Genomic DNA, 20,307 nt, shown 5'->3' with positions numbered 1-20,307 from the left:
CATGACCCCCGAACTCTTCTTTGCCCTCGCCGGCTTCGCGTTCGTCTCGTCGATCACGCCCGGGCCGAACAACCTGATGCTGATGGCGTCGGGGGCGAATTACGGCCTCTGGCGGACCGTGCCCCATGGCCTCGGTGTGTCGATCGGGTTCGGCGTGATGATCCTGCTGGTCGGGATGGGGCTGGCGCAGGTCTTCGCATCGGTCCCCTGGTCCAAGCCGGTACTGGCGGTGCTGTCGGTCGGCTACCTGCTGTTCCTGGCATGGAAGATCGCCAATGCCGCCCCGCCCGAGCGGACGGCGGCCACGGGTCGGCCAATGACCTTCCTCCAGGCGGCGGCGTTTCAATGGGTGAACCCGAAGGCCTGGACGATGGCGCTGACTGCGATCACGCTCTACGCCTCAGGCGGGGTCTGGTCGGTGGCCCTGGTGGCGCTCGTCTTCAGCGTGATCAACCTGCCCTGCATCTTCAGCTGGTCGGCGCTGGGCCGCGAGATGCGGCGCTTCCTGACATCGCCGGGTCGTCTCCGCGCATTCAACTGGACGATGGCGGCGCTGCTGGTCGCATCGCTCTGGCCGTCGGTCGCGCCGCTGTTGTAACCCCTCAGTCCAATGCGATCTCGCGTCGGAAGGTGCCGTCCGGCGCGAAGATTAGGGCCCGGTTGTCGCGCGTCGTGACTAGCCAGTAGGCCGGCGTCTGCGTCACGGCGACGACGGCAGTATCGGGAGGCAGGACCAGGGCGTCGGGCGCCGTTACCCGCGCACCGGGCAGGCGCGTGACAAGCAAGGCCACGACCGCTATCAGCCCGGCGATCATCACCCCGGTCAGAATGGTCACGAGCGTTTTCAACAGGCGCAGGTCGGGGGGCAGCCGAGGTTCCATGTCCGACACGTGCATCACCTTCGAGATCGCGGCCGATCCGCCGTCGCGTCTGGATAAGGCAATCGCCCGCGACGTGCCAGTCGACGCGCATCTGAGCCGCTCGCGCCTGGCGCGACTGATCGCCGACGGCGCCGTCCGCGTGAACGGCGCGCCCGCCGGCGCGCGCGACCGCGTGGCCGAGGGTGACCGGATCGACCTGCGCGTGCCCGTGGCCGCCGACCCCGAGACGACGGCCGAGGACATTCCGCTGACCATCGTGCACGAGGACGCGGACCTGATCGTGATCGACAAGCCCGCGGGCATGGTCGTCCATCCAGCACCCGGCAGCCCGGGCGGCACGCTGGTCAACGCGTTGCTGCATCATTTCGGGGGTGCCCTGTCCGGCGTCGGCGGCACGCGCCGGCCCGGGATCGTGCACCGCATCGACAAGGATACCTCGGGCCTGTTGGTCGTGGCCAAGTCGGATGCCGCGCATCATGGCCTGGCCGCCCAGTTCGAGGCGCACAGCGTCGAGCGGCGATACCTGGCAATCTGCCACGGCGTGCCGGACGCGGGCGATCCGCGTCTGCGCGGGATCCGCGGCGTCGCGTGGGAGGGGGGCGACATCGTCAGGATCATGACCCGTCTGGCCCGCCACCGCACCGACCGCCAGCGCCAGGCCGTCACCTGGGAGGGGGGGCGGCACGCCGTGACGCGGGCCCGGGTCCTGACGCGTTTCGATCACGCGGCGCTGCTGGAATGTTGGCTGGAGACCGGGCGGACGCATCAGATCCGGGTGCATCTGGCCCATGCCGGCCACGCGTTGGTGGGCGATCCCGTCTATGGGGGGCATCGCCGGTTGCCGCGATCCCATCCTGCCGCCGGCGCGGTCGCGGCATTCGGCCGTCAGGCGCTGCATGCCGAGACACTGGGCTTCCGGCATCCGGTCAGCGGTTCGCCGATGCGCTTCGCCGCCCCGCTTCCGCCGGACATGGAAGGCCTGCTGGGCTGTCTCGCGCGTTAGGATCGCGCGGCGGAACCAAGTCGAGACCCCGTCGTTTTCTGTGCGAGCAGGCACAGGCAAGGCGCCGATCCGGCCCTTACAGTCGCGTGCCGGAAGGTATAGACCACCATTCGACCATTGGGGTCACCGCGACGTGACCCGCAACATCTTGATTCCCGGCATGGCTGATCCCAAGTCAGAAACCAACGGGTGTTAAGACCCTTAACATGAGGGAGATAGACATGGCAGCGACCTATGCGAACCTGCCGGCGCCGAACCCGGAGGCCGGGCTGAACCGGTATCTGCAGGAAATCCGAAAGTTTCCGATGTTAGAGCCGGAAGAGGAATATATGCTCGCCAAGCGGTGGGCCGAGGAGGGCGACACCGAGGCCGCCCACAAGATGGTGACGTCGCATCTGCGTCTCGCCGCAAAGATCGCCATGGGCTATCGCGGTTACGGGCTGCCGCAGGCGGAGGTCATCTCCGAGGCGAATGTGGGTCTGATGCAGGCGGTCAAGAAGTTCGATCCCGAAAGGGGCTTCCGCCTCGCGACCTATGCGATGTGGTGGATCCGTGCCGCGATCCAGGAATACGTTCTGCGGTCCTGGTCGATGGTGAAGCTGGGCACGACCAGCGCGCAGAAGAAGCTCTTCTTCAACCTTCGCAAAGCCAAGAACCGCATTGGTGCCTTGGAGGAGGGCGACCTGCGCCCCGAGAACGTGCAGCGCATCGCCAATGACCTAGGCGTGACCGAGGACGAGGTGACCTCGATGAACCGGCGCATGTCGGGGGGCGACGCCTCGCTCAACGTGATGGTCGGCTCGGACGGGGATTCGACGACGCAATGGCAGGACTGGCTGGCGGATGAGGACGCCGATCAGGCCGAGGACTACGCCGAGCGCGACGAGTATGAAAGCCGGATCGGCCTGATGACCGAGGCGATGGATGTCCTCAACGACCGCGAGAAGGACATCCTGACCCAGCGGCGTCTCAGCGACGAAACGGTGACGTTGGAAGACCTGTCCAGCAAGTACGGCGTCAGCCGGGAGCGTATCCGGCAGATCGAGGTCCGCGCCTTCGAGAAACTGTCGAAGCGCGTCCGTGAACTGGCGCGCGAAAAAGGGATGGCGTCGGCCTGACGCCTGGCGCCGTTGCATCGCTTCGGGCCGTTTCTGCAAGGGGGCGGCCCGTTTCCGTGCTAGGCTCGCCCTCGCAATCACGGAGGATGCCATGAGTTACTATGCCGGTTTCGTCGCCGCCGTTTCGAATGATCGAAAGGATGAGTTCATCGCCCATGCGCGCGAGGCTTGGGAGGTCATCTTCAAGCCGATGGGCGCGCTGGCGCAGATCGAGACCTGGGGCGACGAGGTACCCGATGGCGAGGTCACGTCCTTCCCGATGGCCGTGAAGGCCAAACCGGGCGAGACGGTCGTGTTTTCGTGGATCGAATGGCCCGACAAGGCGACGCACGACGCCGCGAACGCGAAGATGATGGCGCCCGATTTCGCGCCGGACATGGCCGAGATGCCGTTCGACGGAAAGCGTATGATCTATGGCGGTTTCGCCCCGGTGGTGGAACTCCGCCGCTGAGGCTTGCCCACCGCCGGGTGTCGGCGCAGATTGATATGCAGGAGGGCTCGGAGATGGCAGGCGGTTGGGCGAAGGACGGCGCGGTCAGCGAGCAGATCGAAGCATCGATCGCCGACGAACTGGCGCGGATGCGGGCCCGGTCGGGTCCGTCCGGCGAGAGCTTCACCCATTGCGCCGAATGCGAGGAGCCGATCCCCGAGGCACGCCGCGCTGCCGTTCCGGGCGTCAAGCTGTGCGTCGACTGCCAGACGGGTCGCGACGACCGCAACACGCCCCGCGCCGGCATCAACCGGCGGGGCAGCAAGGACAGTCAGTTGAAATGACGGCCTGCGGCGTCTTGCCACGATGGTTCGCGACGGGAAGGGGGGCGGCATGACCGATGCGATCCGATGGGGCATCCTGGGGGCATCGTCTTTCGCACGCCGTGAAATGGCGCCGGCGCTGCACCTTGCGCGTGGCAGCCGCCTGTCGGCCTTGGCCACGCGCGCACCCGACAAGGCGGCAGCCTTTCGCGACCGGGTTCCCGACCTCGCCGTGCATCGCGATTACGCGGCCCTGCTGGATGCGCCGGAGATCGACGCCGTCTACATCCCTCTGCCGCACACGATGCATGTCGAATGGGCCATCCGCGCGCTGGAGGCCGGCAAGCACGTTCTGGTCGAGAAGCCGGTCGCCATGCATGCCGACGAGATCGCACCCCTAATCGCGGCGCGCGACGCCAGCGGCCGTCTATGTGCCGAAGCGTACATGATCGTGCATCACCCCCAATGGCATTTCGTCCGCGACCTGCTACGCGACGGTGCGATCGGGCGTCTGCGCCATGTGGAAGGGGTGTTCACCTACGACAATTCGGCCGATCCGGGGAACATCCGCAACGCGGCTGCGACCGGCGGCGGGGCTTTGCCGGACATCGGTGTCTATACCTATGGCGCCACACGTTGGGCCACCGGGGCGGAACCCGAGCGGATCACCCATGCCGATATCGACTGGGAGAATGGGTGCGACACGCTCGCCCGTGTCTCGGCGCGGTTTCCGGATTTCACTGCCCATTGGGTCAATTCGATGCGCCTATTGCCCGAGCAGTTCATGCTGTTTCACGGCGAGGCCGGGCTGATCCGCCTGAACGCGCCGTTCAACGCCGCCCGCTTCGGCGAGGCACAGGTGGATTGGCGCGGTCGGGACGGGGTCCGGCATTCGCGATCCTGGCCGGGGGTGGACCAATATGTCCTGCAGGTCGAGGCGTTCGTGGATGCCGCGCGGAACGGCACGCCATATCTTTGGACGCTGGAGGATGCGCGCGGGACGCAGCAGGTGATCGACATGGCCTACGCCGCCGCGGGCGGACGGCCCGTCTAGCCTTCTTCGCCCAGAAGCGGCACGTCGTCCGCGTCGCTGATATCGGCCAACTCGTCCAGCACCGTTTCCTGTACGGATTCGGCCTGCGCGGCGACCGTGTCCAAGGTCTCGCGCGCGATCCGCGACAGATCCTCGTCCAGATCGTCGCGGAAAACCGCCCAGATCGGATAGGGAAACCGAGGCGCGTCGGGCACCAGGTGCAGGCGGCCGGCATCCAGGTGGCCCATGACCGCGCGGGCGGGGAGATAGGCGGCTGCCCGGCGCCTGGCGATGAATTCCGCCCCCAGTGCCCCGAGGCTGAGCACGATGCCCGATTGCGTCAGGGTTGGCAGCCCCACCGCGTGGGCCTGCGTGAATTCCGGGCCCCAGTCCATGAACACGTAGTCGCCGACGAGTTCGTCCATGGCCCCGGTCGGGAAGGACGAGACCAGGATCAGTTCGTCCGCCATGACCGGGGTTACGGTCAATCCGGGCCGGTGCTGCGGCATGTATGTCAGCGCGACCTGTACGACGCCCTCGATCAGGAAGCGGGTCAGGCGGTCCGGCATGCCCAACTCGGCTCGGAGCGCCAGGTCCGGCGCCGCCGCCCGCATTGCGTCGATCCAACGAAATCCCAGCCGGGGCCAGAGCGAGTATTGCGCGCCGATGGTCAGCGCACGTTCATACCCTTCGGGCACCGCCACCTGCTGCCGGGCCTCCTCCCAGAGTTTGATCAGGCTCGTGGCATAGCGTTCGAACGCCCGACCGGGAGGGGTCAGCGCGACGCCGGCCTTGGATCGGGTGAACAGCGTCTTGCCCAACCCGTCCTCCAGCCGTTGGATCCGCAGGCTGACGGCCGATTGCGTGACGAACAGGCGAGAGGAGGCGGCGACGAAGCTTCCGGTATCGGCGACGGCCAGGAATGTGCGTATCAAGGTCAGGTCCATACGGCATCCATATCCGATAATCGCCTGAAGCCCTAATCGTATTCGTTTTTCAGGGGGCATGCCGGGCTGTATGTATCCGATCGATGATCGTGCCCACCCGCCCGATCCGGTCCCGTCGGCGCGTCGCCGACCGCGAACCGACACCCGACGACGCCAAAGGGAAGCTGCCATGAACCTCAATCGTATCACCGCGCCCGCAGTGCTTTTGCTGGCATTCGCGCTTTCGGCCTGCTCGGCCGAGCGGGCCGTGGACCGGACGGTCGACAGCACCCTCTGGGTCGGCAAGACGGCCGTGAAGGGCACCGTGGGTGCGGGAAAGATGGTCGTGCGCGGCGGTCATGCGCTTGTGACGTCGGAGGAGTGATTGCGGCCACCAACCGGCCGGCACCGTATGCGAAATGAAAAAGGGCGCGGGGGTCGATCCCCGCGCCCTTTCGGCATTCTAAGACGTCTCAGACGGACAGGATCACTCCTTGTCCTCGCCCTCCACGGTTTCGGCGGTCTGGTTGATGACCTCGGTCTCGGTCACCTCCTCTTCGTCCTCGTCCTTCTGCGAGGCCAGACCCGAAGGCGCCTGCATGTTGGCCAGCACGAAGTCGCGGTCGATGGTCGGCTTGGCACCTTCGGGCAGCGTCACGTCGGAGATGTGCAGCGTGTCGCCGATCTCCATCCCCGAGCAATCGACCGTAATCGATTCCGGGATGTCGCCGGCGGTCACGCGCAGCTCCACCTCGGGGCGCACGACTGTCAGGACGCCGCCCTGCTTGTCGCCGGGGCAGCCGTCGACGTTCTCGAACTCCACCGGGATGTAGAGGTTGACCTTCGAGGTCCGGCGCAGGCGCATCAGGTCCAGGTGGGTCGGCAGGTCCTTGACGACGTCGCGCTGAACGTCGCGGGCGATGACGCGCACGTCCTCCTGCCCCTCGACCTTCAGGTTCCACAGCGTCGCGCGGAAGCGGCCCGCCTTCAGCTTGGCCAGGAGGTCGTTGAACGGGATTTCGATCGGAAGCGGATCGGCACCGCCGCCATAGACGACGCCCGGCACCATGCCATTGCGCCGGGATTGACGAGCGGCCCCCTTGCCTGTCCCCGTCCGGGCATGAGCCACGAGATCCGGAATCTCTTTAGCCATGTGATATCTCCAATATGTCTGTGGGCGGCCTCCAAGGGTGTCCGCCCGGTCGTGAAGGCCCGCCCTCTAATGCCCGGCCGGGGCCTATGCAAGACCTGTTTCCTTGCGCGCGCGCGCGCCGGGGGCTAAGCCGCGCAAGACCAGGGAGGCCCCGTGCATGTCCGACGATCCCGCAACGCTCGTCTCCACGAGATGGCTCGCCCAGCGCCTGAGCTCGCCCGATCTGCGCGTGATCGACGCCTCCTGGTATCTGCCCGACATGGACCGCGATCCGCATGCCGAATACGCCGAGGGACACATCCCGGGAGCGCGCTTCCTCGATCTGGAAGACGTCAGCGACGCGCGGTCTGCCCTGCCGCATATGGCGCCGCCGGCGGCCAAGTTCATGTCGCGGATGCGCAAGCTGGGCGTGGGCGACGGGCATACCGTCGTCATCTACGACGGCGCGGGCATCTTTTCGGCGGCGCGCGTCTGGTGGCTGTTCCGTCTGTTCGGCCAGCGGGCCGCCGTCCTCGACGGGGGGCTGCCCAAATGGCGCGAGGAGGGGCGGCCGCTCACGTCGGACAAGCCCACGATCCGCGACCGTCACATGACGGTGGCCCCGCGCCCCGACCTGATGCGCGACGTGACCGAGGTGGCGCAGGCGGCCAAGCTGGGCACGGCGCAGATCGTGGATGCCCGTGGCGCGCCGCGCTTTCGGGGTGACGCGCCCGAACCGCGGCCCGGTCTTCGCGCAGGCCACATCCCCGGTGCGCACAACGTTCCCTACAAGACGCTGTTCGACGCGGACGGCACCATGAAGGAGGGGGCCGACCTGGCGCGCGCGTTCATCGCCGCGGGGGTCGACCTTGACCGTCCGGTGATCACGTCCTGCGGTTCGGGCGTGACGGCGGCGATCCTGAACCTGGCCCTGGCGCGGCTGGGGCATAAGGACCATTCGCTCTACGACGGTTCCTGGGCCGAGTGGGGCATGTATCCCGACCTGGTGATCGAGAGAGGCTGACCCGATGCTGACCGCCCTGACCCCGCAGGCCCCCGACAAGATCCTGGCGCTGATGGCCGCCTATCGTGAGGACCCGCGCGACGACAAGATCGACCTGGGCGTCGGCGTCTACAAGGACGCATCCGGCAACACGCCCGTGATGCGCGCCGTCAAGGCTGCCGAGCGCCGGCTGGTCGAGGAGCAGACGACGAAGGTCTATACCGGCCTCGCCGGCGATCCGGCCTTCGCCGAGGCACTGTCGAAGCTCGTCCTGGGCGAAGCCCGGCCAGCCGACCGTCTGGCCTGCGTCGCGACGCCCGGCGGCACCGGCGCCATCCGTCAGGGGCTGGAGCTGGTGCGCATGGCCGCGCCTGGCGCCACGGTATGGCTGTCGGACCCGACATGGCCGAACCATCCGGCGATCGCGAAATACCTGGGTATGAAGGTGCGGACCTACCGCTATTTCGATGCCGAGACCGGGGGCGTCGATTTCGACGGCATGCGCGAGGATCTGGACGCAGTGGCTGCGGGCGACGTGGTGATCCTGCATGGCTGCTGCCACAATCCGACGGGCGCGAACCTGACGGTGAATCAATGGGACGGGGTGGCGGACCTGTTGGTGGCCAAGGGTTCCGTGCCCTTCGTCGACATCGCCTATCAGGGGTTCGGCGACGGTCTCGACAAGGATGCCGCGGGCCTTCGCCATCTTGTAGCCAAGGTGCCCGAGGCGTTGATCGCGGCGTCCTGTTCCAAGAATTTCGGCATCTACCGCGAACGCACCGGTCTTCTGATGGCCATCGCGCCGTCGGCGGCCGATCTGAAGGTCACGCAGGGGGCGATGGCGTCGCTGAACCGGCTGAACTTCAGCTTCCCGCCCGATCACGGCGCGCGTGTCGTCAGCATGATCCTGACCGACGACGGGTTGCGCGAAGATTGGGCGGCAGAACTGGAGGAGGTCCGCAATTCGATGTTGGGCCTGCGCGAGCAGTTGGCCGCCGCCCTGCGCGACCGCGTCGGCTCCGACAGGTTCGGCTTCCTGGCGGCGCATCGGGGCATGTTCTCGCTGTTGGGCGCGACCCCCGACCAGGTCGAGGTCATGCGCCGCGACCACGGCGTCTACATGGTCGGCGACTCGCGGATGAACATTGCCGGCCTGAACGCCACGACCGTACCCCTGCTGGCCGACGCGATCGTTGCGGCTGGCGTCTGACGGCCGTGGACCCCTGCCGCGACGCCAGGGGTCCGGGTGGCGTGACGTAGCGCAGGAGGAAGGGCGAGGATGCGGGTAGAGGCGTTGGATCATCTCGTCCTGACAGTTGCTGATCCAGAGGCGACGGCGGAATGGTATCGCACCGTGCTGGGCATGCGGATCGACCGGTTCGACGCAGCTGATGGAACGCGGCGAACTGCTTTGGCCTTCGGGCGCCAGAAGATCAACCTTCACCGCGCCGGGGCCGAGTTCGAGCCGAAGGCCGCGCGGCCCGGCCCGGGCAGCGCCGATCTCTGTTTTCTGACGGACATGCCGCTGGGTGAATGGCAGGATCACCTGCGCAGGCAGGCCGTCGCGATCGAGGACGGACCCGTCGCGCGGACCGGCGCGCAGGGACCGATCACCTCGCTCTATGTTCGCGACCCGGACGGCAACTTGATCGAGATCGCGACGCTTGACTGATTTCCTGCCCGGATTGGGGCCCTGGCTTGTCTGCCTGGCGGCGGTAATTCTGGGCACGGCGATCCAACGCCTGACGGGGCAGGGATACGGCATGGTCGCCGCCCCCGTCGTGGCGTTGGCCGCACCCAAATACCTGCCCGGATCCGTCCTGCTCGTCGGGCTATGCGTAGGGGCTGGCGCTTTCTGGGCCAACCGGTCGGCGGTTGTGGTCCAGGACCTGCCATGGGGCTTCGCGGGTCGGGCGTTCGGTGCCGCCATCGCGGCCTGGATCGCCGCGCGCGTCGTCGGAACGCCCGCCCTGCCTCTGGTGATCGGCATCGTCGTGTGGATTGCAGTACTGCTGTCGGTCGCGGGACCCGCCCTGCCGATACGCGGGCGCACGCTGTTCGCGGCGGGCACCACCGCCGGCATCATGGGCACGCTGACGGGCATCGGCGCGCCGCCCATGGCGCTCCTCTATGCCTCGGTCGAGGCCCGCCGTTCGGCCGCGACGCAGAACGTCTTCTTTGCCTTCGGCATGACCGTCTCGATCGGTGCGCTGGCATTCGTCGGTCTGATCGGGGCGCGGCATGTCATCTTCGCGGCGGCCCTTGCCCCATCCGTCCCGCTGACCATCTGGGCCGTGCGTCCTCTGGCGGTGCGGGTCGCACGTCGCAGCATTCGCCCCGTCGCGCTGGGCCTCGCGGCCGTCGCGGCAACGGTCCTGATCCTGCGCGGTCTGGGGTGACACGGTGGACAACCGCCGGCCGTTGCGGCTCAGATGCCGCAGGCAAGACGGAGGGGCATCGTATGATGCGGCATGGCGGACGGATCCTGGCGGACCAGTTGAAGCGACAAGGCGTGCAGCGCGTCTTTTCGGTCCCGGGCGAGAGCTTCCTGGCCGCACTCGACGGGCTGCATGACAGCGGGATCGAGAACGTCGTCTGCCGGCAGGAGGGTGGCGCCGCCATGATGGCGGAGGCGAGTGCCAAGCTGACCGGGGCGCCCGGCGTCCTGTTCGTAACCCGCGGCCCCGGCGCGACGAATGCCAGCGCGGGCCTGCACATCGCGCGGCAGGATTCGACGCCCCTTGTCGCCTTCGTCGGCCAGATCGCGCGCGGCCACCGCGACCGCGAGGCGTTTCAGGAGGTGGACTATCGCGCCTTCTTCGGCGGACTGGTCAAATGGGTGGCCGAAGTGGACGCGACCGACCGCATCCCCGAATACGTCGCGCGTGCCTTCGCCGTCGCCCGGTCCGGGCGGCCGGGGCCCGTGGTGCTGGCCTTGCCCGAGGACATGCTGTCGGCCGAGGCGGATGTGCCCGACCGGCCCGCGGTGGTCGACCCGGTGCAGGCGGTCCCCGACCTGGCGCCCGTCATCGAACGGCTGGGCCGCGCGCGCGCGCCGCTGGTCGTGCTCGGTGGCCCGCACTGGTCGGCGGAAGCGGCCCGCGATCTCAGGACCTGGGCCGAGCGGCACGGCCTGCCGGTAGCCGTGACCTTCCGCCGCCAGGACTATATCGACAACGCATCCCGCGCCTATGCAGGCGACCTGAACGTCGGCCCGAACCCCGCCCTGATGAAGCGTCTGGGCGGGGCCGACCTGATCTTGGCATTGGGCACACGGCTGGGTGACATCGCGACCGGCGGCTATGAGGTGCTGGACCCCACGGGCAAAGCCCCGCCGCTGATCCACGTCCATCCCGATCCCGATGTGCTGGGCAGCGTCTGGACGCCCGAGATCGCGATCGCGGCACGGGCGCCCGACGTCGTGGCCGCGCTGGCGGACCGGCAGGACGATCTGCCCGGATGGCACGACCGCCAGGCCGAAGCCCATGACGCGTATCTGGACTGGATCCGGCCGGTCCCGACCCCCGGCGCCGTCAAGCTGGAACGGGTGATCGCCCATCTGGACGCGACGCTGCCCGACGATGCGATCCTGACCAATGGCGCGGGCAACTACGCCGCGTTCTTGCATCGCTATTACCGCTGGTCGCGGTTCGGTACGCAGCTGGCCCCAACCTCGGGCAGCATGGGCTACGGCTTTCCCGCTGCGATCGCCGCCAGCCTCGCGCATCCCGACCGCCCGGTGGTCTGCCTGGCAGGGGACGGGTGCTTTCAGATGACCTGCAACGAGATGTCCACGGCGGTCCAGCACGGTGCGAAACCCATCGTCATCGTCGCGAACAACGGCCGCTACGGCACGATCCGCATGCATCAGGAGCGGCACTATCCGGGCCGCGTTTCGGGGACGGACCTGGCCAATCCCGATTTCGCGGCGCTGGCGCGGGCCTATGGCGGTCAGGGCTGGGTCGTGGCGGCGCAGGATGAGTTCGCGCCGGCCCTTTCGGCGGCACTCACATGCGGCACGCCGGCCGTGATCGAACTGCGCCTGGATGGCCGCATGCTCTCTCCGGGGGCGTCGTTGCCGGACGGGTCTTCCTGAGGCGCGCGGGTGCCGGGCGGAGGCGGGGGCGGACAGGTCGGCCTGCCGTTGCCCGCGCCGCCGATCGGACCGCCCAGAAGGACGTCGGACGCAACCTCCGTGGCAGCGGGGGTCGCGTCCGGTCCGACCGGAGGCGGTCGCCCGCCACCATGTCCGGTCGTGGCTTGGCGCCTTAGCCCTTGCCGCGGGCGGCGGCGGGCTGATCCCGGGGGTCCGGGGCGGGGGTAGGACGGCGCGTCCAGGGAAGCACGATATCCGTCGCGCGAACGGTTTCGATGGTGTGGTCCATCCAGCTTTGACGGGACATTCACGCGTCTCCTCGATTCTGGTCGAGACGAGGATGGCGGGTCAGGGCGGCGGCCATGGGACGGCTTCGCGGTCTTTGGTGGGCCGGATTGTGACCACCGAGGGGCGCCGACGGAAACAATCCTTACGTCAGAGCGTGATTGCCGCGATCAGACGTCCATAATCAGCTTCGCCCGCATGCGTCGCGCGTCGGTAGGAGAAGAACCGCGCGGCGTCCGAATAGGTGCAGTGCCGCGTCCACTCGGCATCGACACCCGCGTGACGCAGGCGGTAAAGGCCATAGCCCGGCAGGTCGAAATGATACCGGTCGCCCGCCCCGTTGGCGAAGAAGCGCGGGGCACGTTCGTCTTCGGCGAGGAATGCATCCAGGAATTCGGGACCGACCTCATAGGCGCGCTGGCTGATGGTCGGACCGATCGTGGCGCGGATGTTCGCGGGCGTGGCGCCGCGTTCGCACATCGCCTCGACCGTCGCTTCCAGCACGCCGGCCAATGCGCCCTTCCACCCGGCATGGGCCGCGCCGATCACGCCGGCCCTGTCGTCGTAGAGCAGCACCGGCTGGCAGTCGGCGGTCAGTACCGACAGGACCACGCCCGGCCGATCGGTCACGATGGCATCGGCACGGGGGTGGGCATCGGGCTCGGTCGCGGCCACGACTTCGGCAGAATGGACCTGGTGGACGCCGTGCAGCGGCCCGCCCATCGCCTCGGCCACGCGCGCGCGGTTCAGCGCGACCGCCTCGGTCTGGTCGCTGCTGCCGGTGCCGCAATTCAGCCCCTCGAAGATCCCCGAGGAGGCGCCGCCGCGCCGCGTGAAGAAACCGTGACGCACGGGGCCTAGGTGGTCCGAGGTTAGGATCTCCAGCGTCATTCGTCGAATCCCGGCGGCGAAGCGGCCCCCGGAGGTACGAGGGCGATGGCCTTGAATAGGTCACCCATCTCGGCCGGATCGGTCAAGCGCCGATGGGCTGCGACATGCGCGTCGAGCGCCGCGCCCTGCATTCCCCGCGCCAACGCGCGTGCCCGATCCGTGATCCCCAGCCGTTCCAGCAGGACGCCCTGCGGCACCACGCCCGACGCACGCGCGAAACCCGCGTTTCGGGCCACCGCCTCGAAATCGACATGGGCCGTCAGATCGGTCTGGCCCGGGCTGGCCAGGGGATCCTCGGGCGCATGGGCGCGCAGTGCCTGCAGCGTGTCGCCCCGGCTGCGCCAGTGGCCGTAATCGACGAAGATTGCGGCCCCGCCCCGCGCGACCCTGTCCCCCACGGCCGAGACGATGTGGGGCAGGGCCGGGCACCGCTCCACCACCGTCCCGACGGGCAGATCCTCCCGGTCGGACAGTTCGGGCAGAAGGGTCGCTGGCCCGAGCGCGAAGGTCAGATCCGCGCCGGTGTGCGCGACGAGGCGCTCGCGCCATCCGCCTTCGTCGCGGACATGCTGGCGGATCGGCAGCGCGTCGAGAAACTCGTTCGCCAGCAGCAGCAGCGGCCCGTGGGGCAGCGTATCGACCGAGTCGTGCCACTGGACGTCGTGCCCCGCCAGCGTCCGGGCCTGGACGTCGCGCAAGGCGGGGGACGTCTCGACCAGATGGATCGCGACGGCGTCCGCCAGTCCCGGCACCCCGCGCATGGCACGCAGCGCGTCGGCCATCAGCGTGCCGCGCCCCGGCCCGAGTTCCGCCAGCGTCACGCGTCCCAGTCCTTGGTCCAACCAGACCTGGGCCAGGCACAGCCCCAGCAACTCGCCGAACATCTGGCTGATCTCGGGCGCGGTCGTGAAATCGCCCGCCGCGCCCAGCGGATCGCGGGTCGCGTAGTATCCCATCGTCGGGTGCATCAGGCAGTCGGCCATGTAGTCGGCGACGGTCATCGGGCCGGTCGCGGCAATGCGCGACAGCAGATGGTCGCGCAGGGTCATGCCCGTGCGGCGCGCACCGCCAGGAACGCCGCGCCCAGACCGACGACGAGCATCGGAACCGACAGGACCTGTCCCATCGTCAGGCCGAATTCACCCCAGCCGATGACGTGGCCCAGTGGGTTGTCGGGGGTGATGTACTGGGCATCCGCCTGACGGAAATACTCCACGAAGATGCGCGCGGCGCCATAGCCTGCGAGGAAGAGGCCGCAGATCATGCCGGGGATCCTGAGCCCGCCGCGCAACGCGATGGCCCAAAGGACGACCAGCAGGAACAGCCCCTCCAGAATCGCTTCGTAGAGCTGGCTCGGGTGGCGGGCGCAGAACTCGCCCACGTTGGCGCAGGCCTGCGCCGCGCCGCCCGGGAAGATCACGGCCCAGGGTGCGTCGGACGGCCGGCCCCACAGCTCGGCATTGACGAAGTTGGCGACCCGACCCAGGCCGAGGCCCAGCGGCGTGCACAGGGCGGCAAGGTCCAGCAGCGACCGGATCGGGATCCCCCGGCGCATCGCATAGACGATCACCGCCAGGCCGGTCGCGATCATCCCGCCGTGGAAGGACATGCCGCCTTGCCAGAGATACAGGATCTCGTGCGGCCGGCTCAGGTAGTATTCGGGCTGATAGAACAGGACATAGCCCAGCCGCCCGCCCAGAACGATGCCGAGCGTGACCCATGTCATGATGTCCTCGATCTGCTGGCGCGTCGCCAGCGGCTTGCCGCCGGGCCAGAGCGTCCCGCGCGGCGCCGCCCAGCGCGCCATCAGCCAGCCGCCGACAATCCCGAGGATGTAGGCCGCGGCGTACCATTTCGGCGCGATCTCGAGCCCGCCCAGCGAGATGCGGAAGATATCGGGCGAGATATCGGGAAACGTCAGGGCATGGGCGTGCAGGAAGATCATGCCGCCTGCAATGCCCGCAGCCCACGGGGGGGTCAACCTTGAGGTCCTGCGCCCGGCGCCCCATATGGAATGCGAACAGCCCGGAGGCCCCGAAGATGCAGACCCGCAACCGTTTCATGGACGATATCGGCCAGTTGATGACCAATGCGATGGGCGTGGCCCAAGGCGCCCGAACCGAGGCAGAGACGGCGATGAAGTCGATGCTGGACCGCTGGATGGCGGACCGCGATTTCGTCACCCGCGAGGAGTTCGACGCCGTCCGCGCGATGGCCCAGAAGGCGCGCGAGGAGAACGAGGCGCTCAAGGCGCGGCTCGACGCCATGGATGGCGGGGCGAAGTAGAGGACCCTTCCGGGGAGGGGTATGCGCTCCAAGGCGGATGGGGGCATCAGCCCCGCATCAACGCCAGCAGCGCCTCGACCTCCACATCGGTCTTGGTGAAGTCGCAGACGAACCGGCAGAGCGGCCGATCGGACTCCTCCATCATGTAATAGGCGGCCTGTGTCCGGGCGCGGTCATGCACCGTGCGGGGCAGGCGGCAGAAGATCATGTTTGCCTGCGGTTCGTGAACCATCTCGGCGCCGATCGCCCGCAATCCATTCGCCAGATGTCGGGCCGCGTCGTTCGCGCGGCGCGCGTTGACTAGCCATAGATCGTCCCGGAGATAGGCCAGCATCTGGGCCGACAGGTACCGGTGCTTGGACCAGAGCTGCGCCCCGCGCTTGCGACGGAACTGCATCTCCTGATACCGGGCGCCGTCCTTGAGCACGATCGCCTCGACGGCCATGCAGCCGTTCTTGGTTCCACCGAAACTGACGACGTCGAAACCCTGCACCATGTCGGCCACGTCCCGGTCCAGCGCCACGCAGGCATTGGCGAGGCGCGCGCCATCGAGATGGCGCGGCATCCCGGCCGCGCGCGCGATATCCGTCAGCGCGCGCATTTCCTCGACGGTATAGAGCGTGCCCGCCTCGGTCACGTTCGTCAGGCTCAGGGCGCCGAGTTGGACGCCGTGCACGCCCTTCGCCCCGACCGGCGCCATGGCCGCGCGCAGCGTGTCCGGCGACATCCGCCCATGCGCGCCCTCGACCAGCGTCAGCTTGGCACCGCCGGTGTAGAACTCGGGCGCCGCGCATTCGTCCTCCTCGATATGACTGATCCGGTGGGCGAAGATCGTCTGCCAGGGCGCGACCAGGCCAGCCAGGGCCAAGGCATTCGCCCCGGTGCCGGTCGCCACCAGCAGCACCTCCGCCTCGGGCCAGGCGAACAGGTCGCGCAAGCGGTCGCGAACCTGCGGCATCCAGGGGTCGGCGCCATAGGGCATCGCGGGACCGGTATTGGCGGCGACGAGCGCTTCCATGATCGGTGCGGCCACCGGGGCCGCGTTGTCGGAGGCGAAGTTCAGACCCGGATCCGACATGTCCTCAGGCCCCCCCGGTCGGCTCGTCGATCAGGAAAGCCTCCCAATCGTCCTCGGCGATCGTGACCTCGTTGACGGTCTCGTCCATCAGCGAGGCGCCGGCGTCGTGCGGCGACATCGGGTCGCCGGTCAGAAGCGGATGCCAATGGGGCAGGCGCCGTCCTTCGTGAAGACGGCGATAGGCGCAGGTCTCGGGCATGAAATAGGCCGCGTCCGGCAACGTCGCCGGGGTCAGCACGACGCATTCCGGCACGAAGGACAGCCTGGTTTCGTAGCGGCCGCAGCGGCAGGTGCCGTCGTCGAACAGCCGGCACGCGACGCGGGTCAGGGCGACCTCGCCCGTTTCCTCGTCCTCCAGCTTGTTGAGGCAGCATTTGCCGCATCCATCGCACAGCGCCTCCCATTCCTTCGGAGTCAGGTCGGCGAGGCCGCGTTCCCAGAAACGGTCGCGCAATCCGTCGCGGTCGATCGGATCAGAGCGCATCGAGAACGGCCCGCGCCTGCGCGCTGTCGGCATCCATCTGGGCGATCAGCGCCGCTAGCCCGTCGAAGGATTGTTCGGGGCGCAAGTACTCGACCAGCGCCACCGAGATCGGCACGCCGTAGAGGTCGCCCGCGAAGTCGAAGAGATGCGTCTCGAGGTTCGGCGCGTTCTCTCCGAACATCGGTCGCACGCCGAGGGATGCGACGCCGTGGCGGCGCCCCGCATGCGGCCCGTCCAGGATGTCGACGATCACGGCATAGACGCCCAGCTTCGGCAGGTGCAGCCCGTCGACGGACAGATTCGCGGTCGGATAGCCCAGGTCGCGTCCGCGCTTTTCGCCGTGCAGGACGGGCCCCTCGATCCGGTGCCAATGCCCGAGCATTCGGCCCGCATCGCGTGGTCGGCCTTGGGTCAGCGCCGCGCGGATCGCGGTGGAGGAGACCGGCGCCTCCCCCCCGATCAGGCTGGCCAACGTGACCTCGAACCCGTGCCGTGCCCCGCCCGCGCGAAGCAAGTCCGCGTCACCGGAGCGACCCTTGCCGAAACGGAAATCGCGACCCACCACGACATGTGAAAGATCCAGCGCGTCCGCCAGGACGTCCGACATGAACGCCTCCGCCGAAAGGGGGGCGATGCGTTCGAAGGGCAGCTCGAACAGGATGTCCACGCCCAGTTTGGCCAGCCGGCTTGCCTTTGCCGCCGGCGACATCAGCCGGAACGGCGGCGCCTCGGGTGCGAAGACCTCGCGGGGGTGCGGCTCGAAGGTGATGACGGCGAGTGGGGCGCCCGGGCAGCGGGCCAGGTCGATGACCCCCTGATGGCCGAGATGCAGCCCGTCGAAATTGCCGAGCGCGGCCGAGGCGCCGCGCGCTTCGGCGGGAATGTCGCTATGATCCCGGTAGATCCGCATCGCCACGGGCTAGCCCGTGGCCGAAGGGGGCGCAAGACGGCTGAGGCGCGGGTGCGCGGGTCAGTCGAACTTGCGCGATGGCGCCAGCACGACCGCCTCGCCGCGCAGGACCTTCTTGCCCTCGATCGCGCAATGGGTCGCCATGGTCACCCGCCGCTTGGCCAGGTCGAGATCGGTGACGGTCACCACCGCCTCGACCGTATCACCGGGCCGCACCGGGCCGAGGAACGTGAGGGTCTGCCCCAGATAGACCGTGCCATGCCCCGGAAGCTGCTCGCCGATCACGGCCGAGATCAGGCCCGCGGTCAGCATGCCATGCGCGATGCGTCCCTCGAATATGGTGTCCTGTGCATAGGCGTCGTCGAGATGGACCGGATTGCGGTCGGTCGAGACCTCGGCGAACAGTTCGATATCCCGGTCCGTGACCGTCTTGCGCAGGGATCGGGTCATCCCGATTTCCAGATCCTCGATACAGATCGTTCCGCGGGGGGCATTGTCCAACATGACGGGTCCTTCGGCAGGCATGCCGGAAGACCTAACGGAAATGCCGCATTGCGGCAAGTGTCGAGGCAATTATGTTTTAACCCAGTGGTGCGGCGTTATTGAATGTTACCGCAACGTCCCGATGACATAGGTCGCCTCGATGCCGACCTCGCCCAGCCAGCGATCCAGCTTCCCCGGGTCCGGGTCGCCGCCGCGAACGGTGCCCGTCTCGGCCGCGCCAAGCCCGCCGGAGATGAACAGCAGGTCCAGATCCTCGCCCATCGCACCGGCGGCGTCGGTCGCAGGCCCGTCTCCGATGGCAAGGATCGCGTGGTCGGGGATGTCCGCGATCCGGGCCAGGCGACGGCGGGCCAAGTCGTAGATCGGGGGGTGCGGCTTGCCGAAATAGAGGCTTTCGCCCCCCATCTCGGTATAGAGTGCCGCGATGGCGCCGGCGCACCATTCGCGAACCTCGCCACGGTCCACCACGATATCGGGGTTGGCGCAGAGCAGCTTCATCCCGCGGGTCTTCGCCGCCAGCAATTCCGGGCGGAGCGTTCCCGGGTCGGCCGACGGATCGAAGGGCCCGGTGCAGACGATACCCTCGGCCTGGTCCAACGACACGCGTTCTATCGGGGCCGGATCGGACAGGATCGAGGGCGGCTCGAAAAAGCCGGCGTCATGCGGCGGGCCCAGATGCCAGACGCGGCGGCCCACGATCCCATCGAACATCGCCAGCCGCGCCGAATCGCCCGAGGTGGCGATGTCGTCATAGGCCGTTTCGGGTACGCCGAAGCCCACCAGTTGCCGCGCCACGCCGGCGCGGGGCCGGGGAGAGTTCGTCACCAGGATGACCTTGCCGCCCTTGTCGCGATAGGCCGTCAGCGCCTCGACCGCGCCGGGGATGGCCCGCACGCCGTCGTGGACGCACCCCCAGAGGTCGACGAACAGCGCCTCGTAGCGGTCGGAGATCTGGGACAGGGCGGTAACGATCTGCATTAGGATGGCCTTCGATGACGGATGGCCCTGTCTATCGCGCCCGTCTCCGCCGTCCAGCCCGCCGTCAGATGCCGCTTACGGCCAGTCCCTGCGCCTCGGCGAAGGTCAGGTAGGGAATGCGCGGCGCGCCGAACCCCATGCCGCCGGCCGTTTGCGGAAACAGGCGCGCCATGTCCGACAGGACCGTCCGCGTCAGGCTTTGCGCCGTCGCCCGCGCGGGATGATAGCTCTCGACCGGCAGGCCCGCCGCCAGCACCGCTTCCTGCCCGGCGCAGGCGATGCCGTAGGTCGTCACCTCTCCGGGCGGGACGATGGCGGTGACGGCGTGCCCATCCTCGAAGGCGGCGACGGGGGCGAAGGCAACCGGCCCGCCGACCAGCTCGTGGCAGCGGATGTGTTCGATCAGCACATGCGCATCCGCGCCCAGCACGACATGCTGCAGCGGGCCGCTGCCGCCGAAGGCATGCGCCGCGACGCGAAAGAAGGTGGGACGATCGCCCCCGGCGCGATAGCTGCGCGCGCCGATCCAGTCGATCTGCGCGGTGCCCCCGCCCCGGACGGACACCCGGTCGCCGGGAACGAGATCCTCGATCGCGATCGGGCCGCGGATGCCCTGCAGCATCGCGCCCCGGGCAAAGCTGGACACGGCCGCGTCGATCTGCGGCGTGGCCGGCAGGCGACGGCTGTCCCATGTGGCGCGACCGTTCGGCCCGATCCAGGCCAGGTCGTAATGGGCGCACGCACGTTCGTCGTCGGACGCCGAGGATCCTGGAATTGGGCTGAAGTCGGCGGAAGGGAGCCGCTGGTATGCAGTCATGACGAGGTCGTCCCGGCAATTGCGGCCCCCACCGCTGTTGGCGTGGATACAGTGCGGGGCTGGTCCCGGTCTAGTGCCCGGGCGGAAACAACAGGTTTCGCGCGGTGGTTTCTGTGGCGCTTTTGCCAT

Annotated in this window: 26 protein-coding genes; 13 read left to right on the top strand and 13 right to left on the bottom strand. The window is 68.3% G+C overall.

Annotated features, from left to right (window positions below):
- Position 1 precedes the first annotated feature (1 nt).
- Entirely contained in the window at positions 2-598 is a 597-nt protein-coding gene (locus tag MWU52_RS08585) for a LysE family translocator (RefSeq protein ID WP_246951117.1), read from the top strand.
- A gap of 4 nt (positions 599-602) precedes the next feature.
- Here the strand turns inward: MWU52_RS08585 and MWU52_RS08580 are convergent, their stop codons facing one another.
- Positions 603-881 (bottom strand): DUF6476 family protein, encoded by a 279-nt coding sequence (locus MWU52_RS08580; RefSeq protein ID WP_246951115.1) that lies wholly within the window; start codon positions 879-881, stop codon positions 603-605.
- On the opposite strand from MWU52_RS08580, the gene MWU52_RS08575 reads away from it, so the two are divergent.
- The 5 genes from MWU52_RS08575 to MWU52_RS08555 all read left to right on the top strand — a co-directional run bounded on the left by MWU52_RS08575 (position 880) and on the right by MWU52_RS08555 (position 4,809).
- Positions 880-1,884 carry an RluA family pseudouridine synthase gene (locus tag MWU52_RS08575; RefSeq protein WP_246951114.1) on the top strand — a complete coding sequence of 335 codons (1,005 nt, stop codon included), beginning with the start codon at positions 880-882 and terminating at the stop codon, positions 1,882-1,884. The genes MWU52_RS08580 and MWU52_RS08575 overlap by 2 nt on opposite strands.
- A gap of 221 nt (positions 1,885-2,105) precedes the next feature.
- Complete coding sequence (gene rpoH, locus MWU52_RS08570; protein ID WP_246951113.1) at positions 2,106-3,002, top strand: RNA polymerase sigma factor RpoH; 897 nt, start codon at positions 2,106-2,108, stop codon at positions 3,000-3,002.
- A gap of 91 nt (positions 3,003-3,093) precedes the next feature.
- The gene (locus tag MWU52_RS08565; RefSeq protein WP_246951112.1) at positions 3,094-3,453 is read left to right on the top strand and encodes a DUF1428 domain-containing protein; all 360 of its coding nucleotides are present in this window, start codon (positions 3,094-3,096) and stop codon (positions 3,451-3,453) included.
- Between the two features lie 53 nt (positions 3,454-3,506).
- Positions 3,507-3,776, top strand: a complete 270-nt coding sequence (locus MWU52_RS08560; protein ID WP_246951111.1) for a DksA/TraR family C4-type zinc finger protein — start codon at positions 3,507-3,509, stop codon at positions 3,774-3,776.
- 49 nt (positions 3,777-3,825) lie between these two features.
- A complete protein-coding gene (locus tag MWU52_RS08555; protein ID WP_246951110.1) occupies positions 3,826-4,809 on the top strand; it encodes a Gfo/Idh/MocA family oxidoreductase in 984 nt (327 codons plus the stop codon).
- Here the strand turns inward: MWU52_RS08555 and MWU52_RS08550 are convergent.
- On the bottom strand, positions 4,806-5,723 hold the full coding sequence (locus MWU52_RS08550; RefSeq protein ID WP_348645503.1) for a LysR family transcriptional regulator: 918 nt from the start codon (positions 5,721-5,723) through the stop codon (positions 4,806-4,808). The genes MWU52_RS08555 and MWU52_RS08550 overlap by 4 nt on opposite strands.
- Positions 5,724-5,904: 181 nt before the next feature.
- Here MWU52_RS08550 and MWU52_RS08545 point away from each other — a divergent pair, with 181 nt between their 5' ends.
- Positions 5,905-6,099, top strand: a complete 195-nt coding sequence (locus MWU52_RS08545) for a hypothetical protein (protein ID WP_246951106.1) — start codon at positions 5,905-5,907, stop codon at positions 6,097-6,099.
- A 102-nt stretch (positions 6,100-6,201) separates the two neighbouring features.
- Here the strand turns inward: MWU52_RS08545 and MWU52_RS08540 are convergent, their stop codons facing one another.
- The gene (locus MWU52_RS08540; RefSeq protein WP_246951103.1) at positions 6,202-6,867 is read right to left on the bottom strand and encodes a 50S ribosomal protein L25/general stress protein Ctc; all 666 of its coding nucleotides are present in this window, start codon (positions 6,865-6,867) and stop codon (positions 6,202-6,204) included.
- Positions 6,868-7,024: 157 nt separating this feature from the next.
- Between MWU52_RS08540 and sseA the strand changes: the two genes are divergently transcribed.
- The 5 genes from sseA (at position 7,025) to MWU52_RS08515 (ending at position 11,945) form a co-directional block, all read left to right on the top strand.
- Positions 7,025-7,870 (top strand): 3-mercaptopyruvate sulfurtransferase, encoded by an 846-nt coding sequence (gene sseA / locus MWU52_RS08535; protein WP_246951101.1) that lies wholly within the window; start codon positions 7,025-7,027, stop codon positions 7,868-7,870.
- Between the two features lie 4 nt (positions 7,871-7,874).
- Entirely contained in the window at positions 7,875-9,059 is a 1,185-nt protein-coding gene (locus MWU52_RS08530) for an amino acid aminotransferase (protein WP_246951099.1), read from the top strand.
- A 69-nt stretch (positions 9,060-9,128) separates the two neighbouring features.
- The gene (locus tag MWU52_RS08525; protein WP_246951098.1) at positions 9,129-9,521 is read left to right on the top strand and encodes a VOC family protein; all 393 of its coding nucleotides are present in this window, start codon (positions 9,129-9,131) and stop codon (positions 9,519-9,521) included.
- On the top strand, positions 9,514-10,248 hold the full coding sequence (locus MWU52_RS08520) for a TSUP family transporter (RefSeq protein ID WP_246951097.1): 735 nt from the start codon (positions 9,514-9,516) through the stop codon (positions 10,246-10,248). The genes MWU52_RS08525 and MWU52_RS08520 overlap by 8 nt, the downstream gene beginning before the upstream one ends.
- Before the next feature lie 65 nt (positions 10,249-10,313).
- A complete protein-coding gene (locus tag MWU52_RS08515) occupies positions 10,314-11,945 on the top strand; it encodes a thiamine pyrophosphate-binding protein (protein ID WP_246952823.1) in 1,632 nt (543 codons plus the stop codon).
- Positions 11,946-12,117: 172 nt separating this feature from the next.
- Here the strand turns inward: MWU52_RS08515 and MWU52_RS17995 are convergent, their stop codons facing one another.
- From MWU52_RS17995 to lgt, 4 genes are all read right to left on the bottom strand, one after another.
- Complete coding sequence (locus MWU52_RS17995) at positions 12,118-12,252, bottom strand: hypothetical protein (protein ID WP_281493928.1); 135 nt, start codon at positions 12,250-12,252, stop codon at positions 12,118-12,120.
- 128 nt (positions 12,253-12,380) lie between these two features.
- Complete coding sequence (gene pgeF, locus MWU52_RS08510) at positions 12,381-13,121, bottom strand: peptidoglycan editing factor PgeF (RefSeq protein ID WP_246951096.1); 741 nt, start codon at positions 13,119-13,121, stop codon at positions 12,381-12,383.
- Entirely contained in the window at positions 13,118-14,170 is a 1,053-nt protein-coding gene (locus MWU52_RS08505) for an SAM-dependent methyltransferase (protein WP_246951094.1), read from the bottom strand. The genes pgeF and MWU52_RS08505 overlap by 4 nt, the downstream gene beginning before the upstream one ends.
- Positions 14,167-15,066, bottom strand: coding sequence for a prolipoprotein diacylglyceryl transferase (gene lgt, locus MWU52_RS08500; RefSeq protein WP_246951092.1), 900 nt, complete (start codon positions 15,064-15,066; stop codon positions 14,167-14,169). The genes MWU52_RS08505 and lgt overlap by 4 nt, the downstream gene beginning before the upstream one ends.
- A gap of 95 nt (positions 15,067-15,161) precedes the next feature.
- Between lgt and MWU52_RS08495 the strand changes: the two genes are divergently transcribed.
- A complete protein-coding gene (locus MWU52_RS08495) occupies positions 15,162-15,407 on the top strand; it encodes an accessory factor UbiK family protein (protein WP_246951090.1) in 246 nt (81 codons plus the stop codon).
- A 46-nt stretch (positions 15,408-15,453) separates the two neighbouring features.
- On the opposite strand, the gene MWU52_RS08490 is transcribed toward MWU52_RS08495, so the two are convergent.
- The 6 genes from MWU52_RS08490 to MWU52_RS08465 form a co-directional block, all read right to left on the bottom strand.
- Positions 15,454-16,485 (bottom strand): beta-eliminating lyase-related protein, encoded by a 1,032-nt coding sequence (locus tag MWU52_RS08490; protein ID WP_348645502.1) that lies wholly within the window; start codon positions 16,483-16,485, stop codon positions 15,454-15,456.
- 4 nt (positions 16,486-16,489) lie between these two features.
- Positions 16,490-16,969: a YcgN family cysteine cluster protein gene (locus tag MWU52_RS08485; protein WP_246951089.1), complete on the bottom strand. Its 480-nt coding sequence runs from the start codon at positions 16,967-16,969 to the stop codon at positions 16,490-16,492.
- The gene (locus tag MWU52_RS08480) at positions 16,959-17,879 is read right to left on the bottom strand and encodes a bifunctional riboflavin kinase/FAD synthetase (RefSeq protein WP_246951088.1); all 921 of its coding nucleotides are present in this window, start codon (positions 17,877-17,879) and stop codon (positions 16,959-16,961) included. The genes MWU52_RS08485 and MWU52_RS08480 overlap by 11 nt, the downstream gene beginning before the upstream one ends.
- Positions 17,880-17,939: 60 nt before the next feature.
- Positions 17,940-18,383, bottom strand: a complete 444-nt coding sequence (locus tag MWU52_RS08475) for a MaoC family dehydratase (RefSeq protein WP_246952819.1) — start codon at positions 18,381-18,383, stop codon at positions 17,940-17,942.
- A gap of 105 nt (positions 18,384-18,488) precedes the next feature.
- Positions 18,489-19,361: a TIGR01459 family HAD-type hydrolase gene (locus MWU52_RS08470; protein WP_246951087.1), complete on the bottom strand. Its 873-nt coding sequence runs from the start codon at positions 19,359-19,361 to the stop codon at positions 18,489-18,491.
- A gap of 64 nt (positions 19,362-19,425) precedes the next feature.
- The gene (locus tag MWU52_RS08465) at positions 19,426-20,178 is read right to left on the bottom strand and encodes a Hint domain-containing protein (protein ID WP_246951086.1); all 753 of its coding nucleotides are present in this window, start codon (positions 20,176-20,178) and stop codon (positions 19,426-19,428) included.
- Positions 20,179-20,307 lie beyond the last annotated feature (129 nt).

Origin of the sequence: Jannaschia sp. S6380, from assembly GCF_023015695.1 — a bacterium.
In the GTDB taxonomy this organism is placed as follows: domain Bacteria; phylum Pseudomonadota; class Alphaproteobacteria; order Rhodobacterales; family Rhodobacteraceae; genus Jannaschia.
Note: the sequence above shows the minus strand (reverse complement) of the source record. Positions and strands in the feature narration are given on the sequence as shown.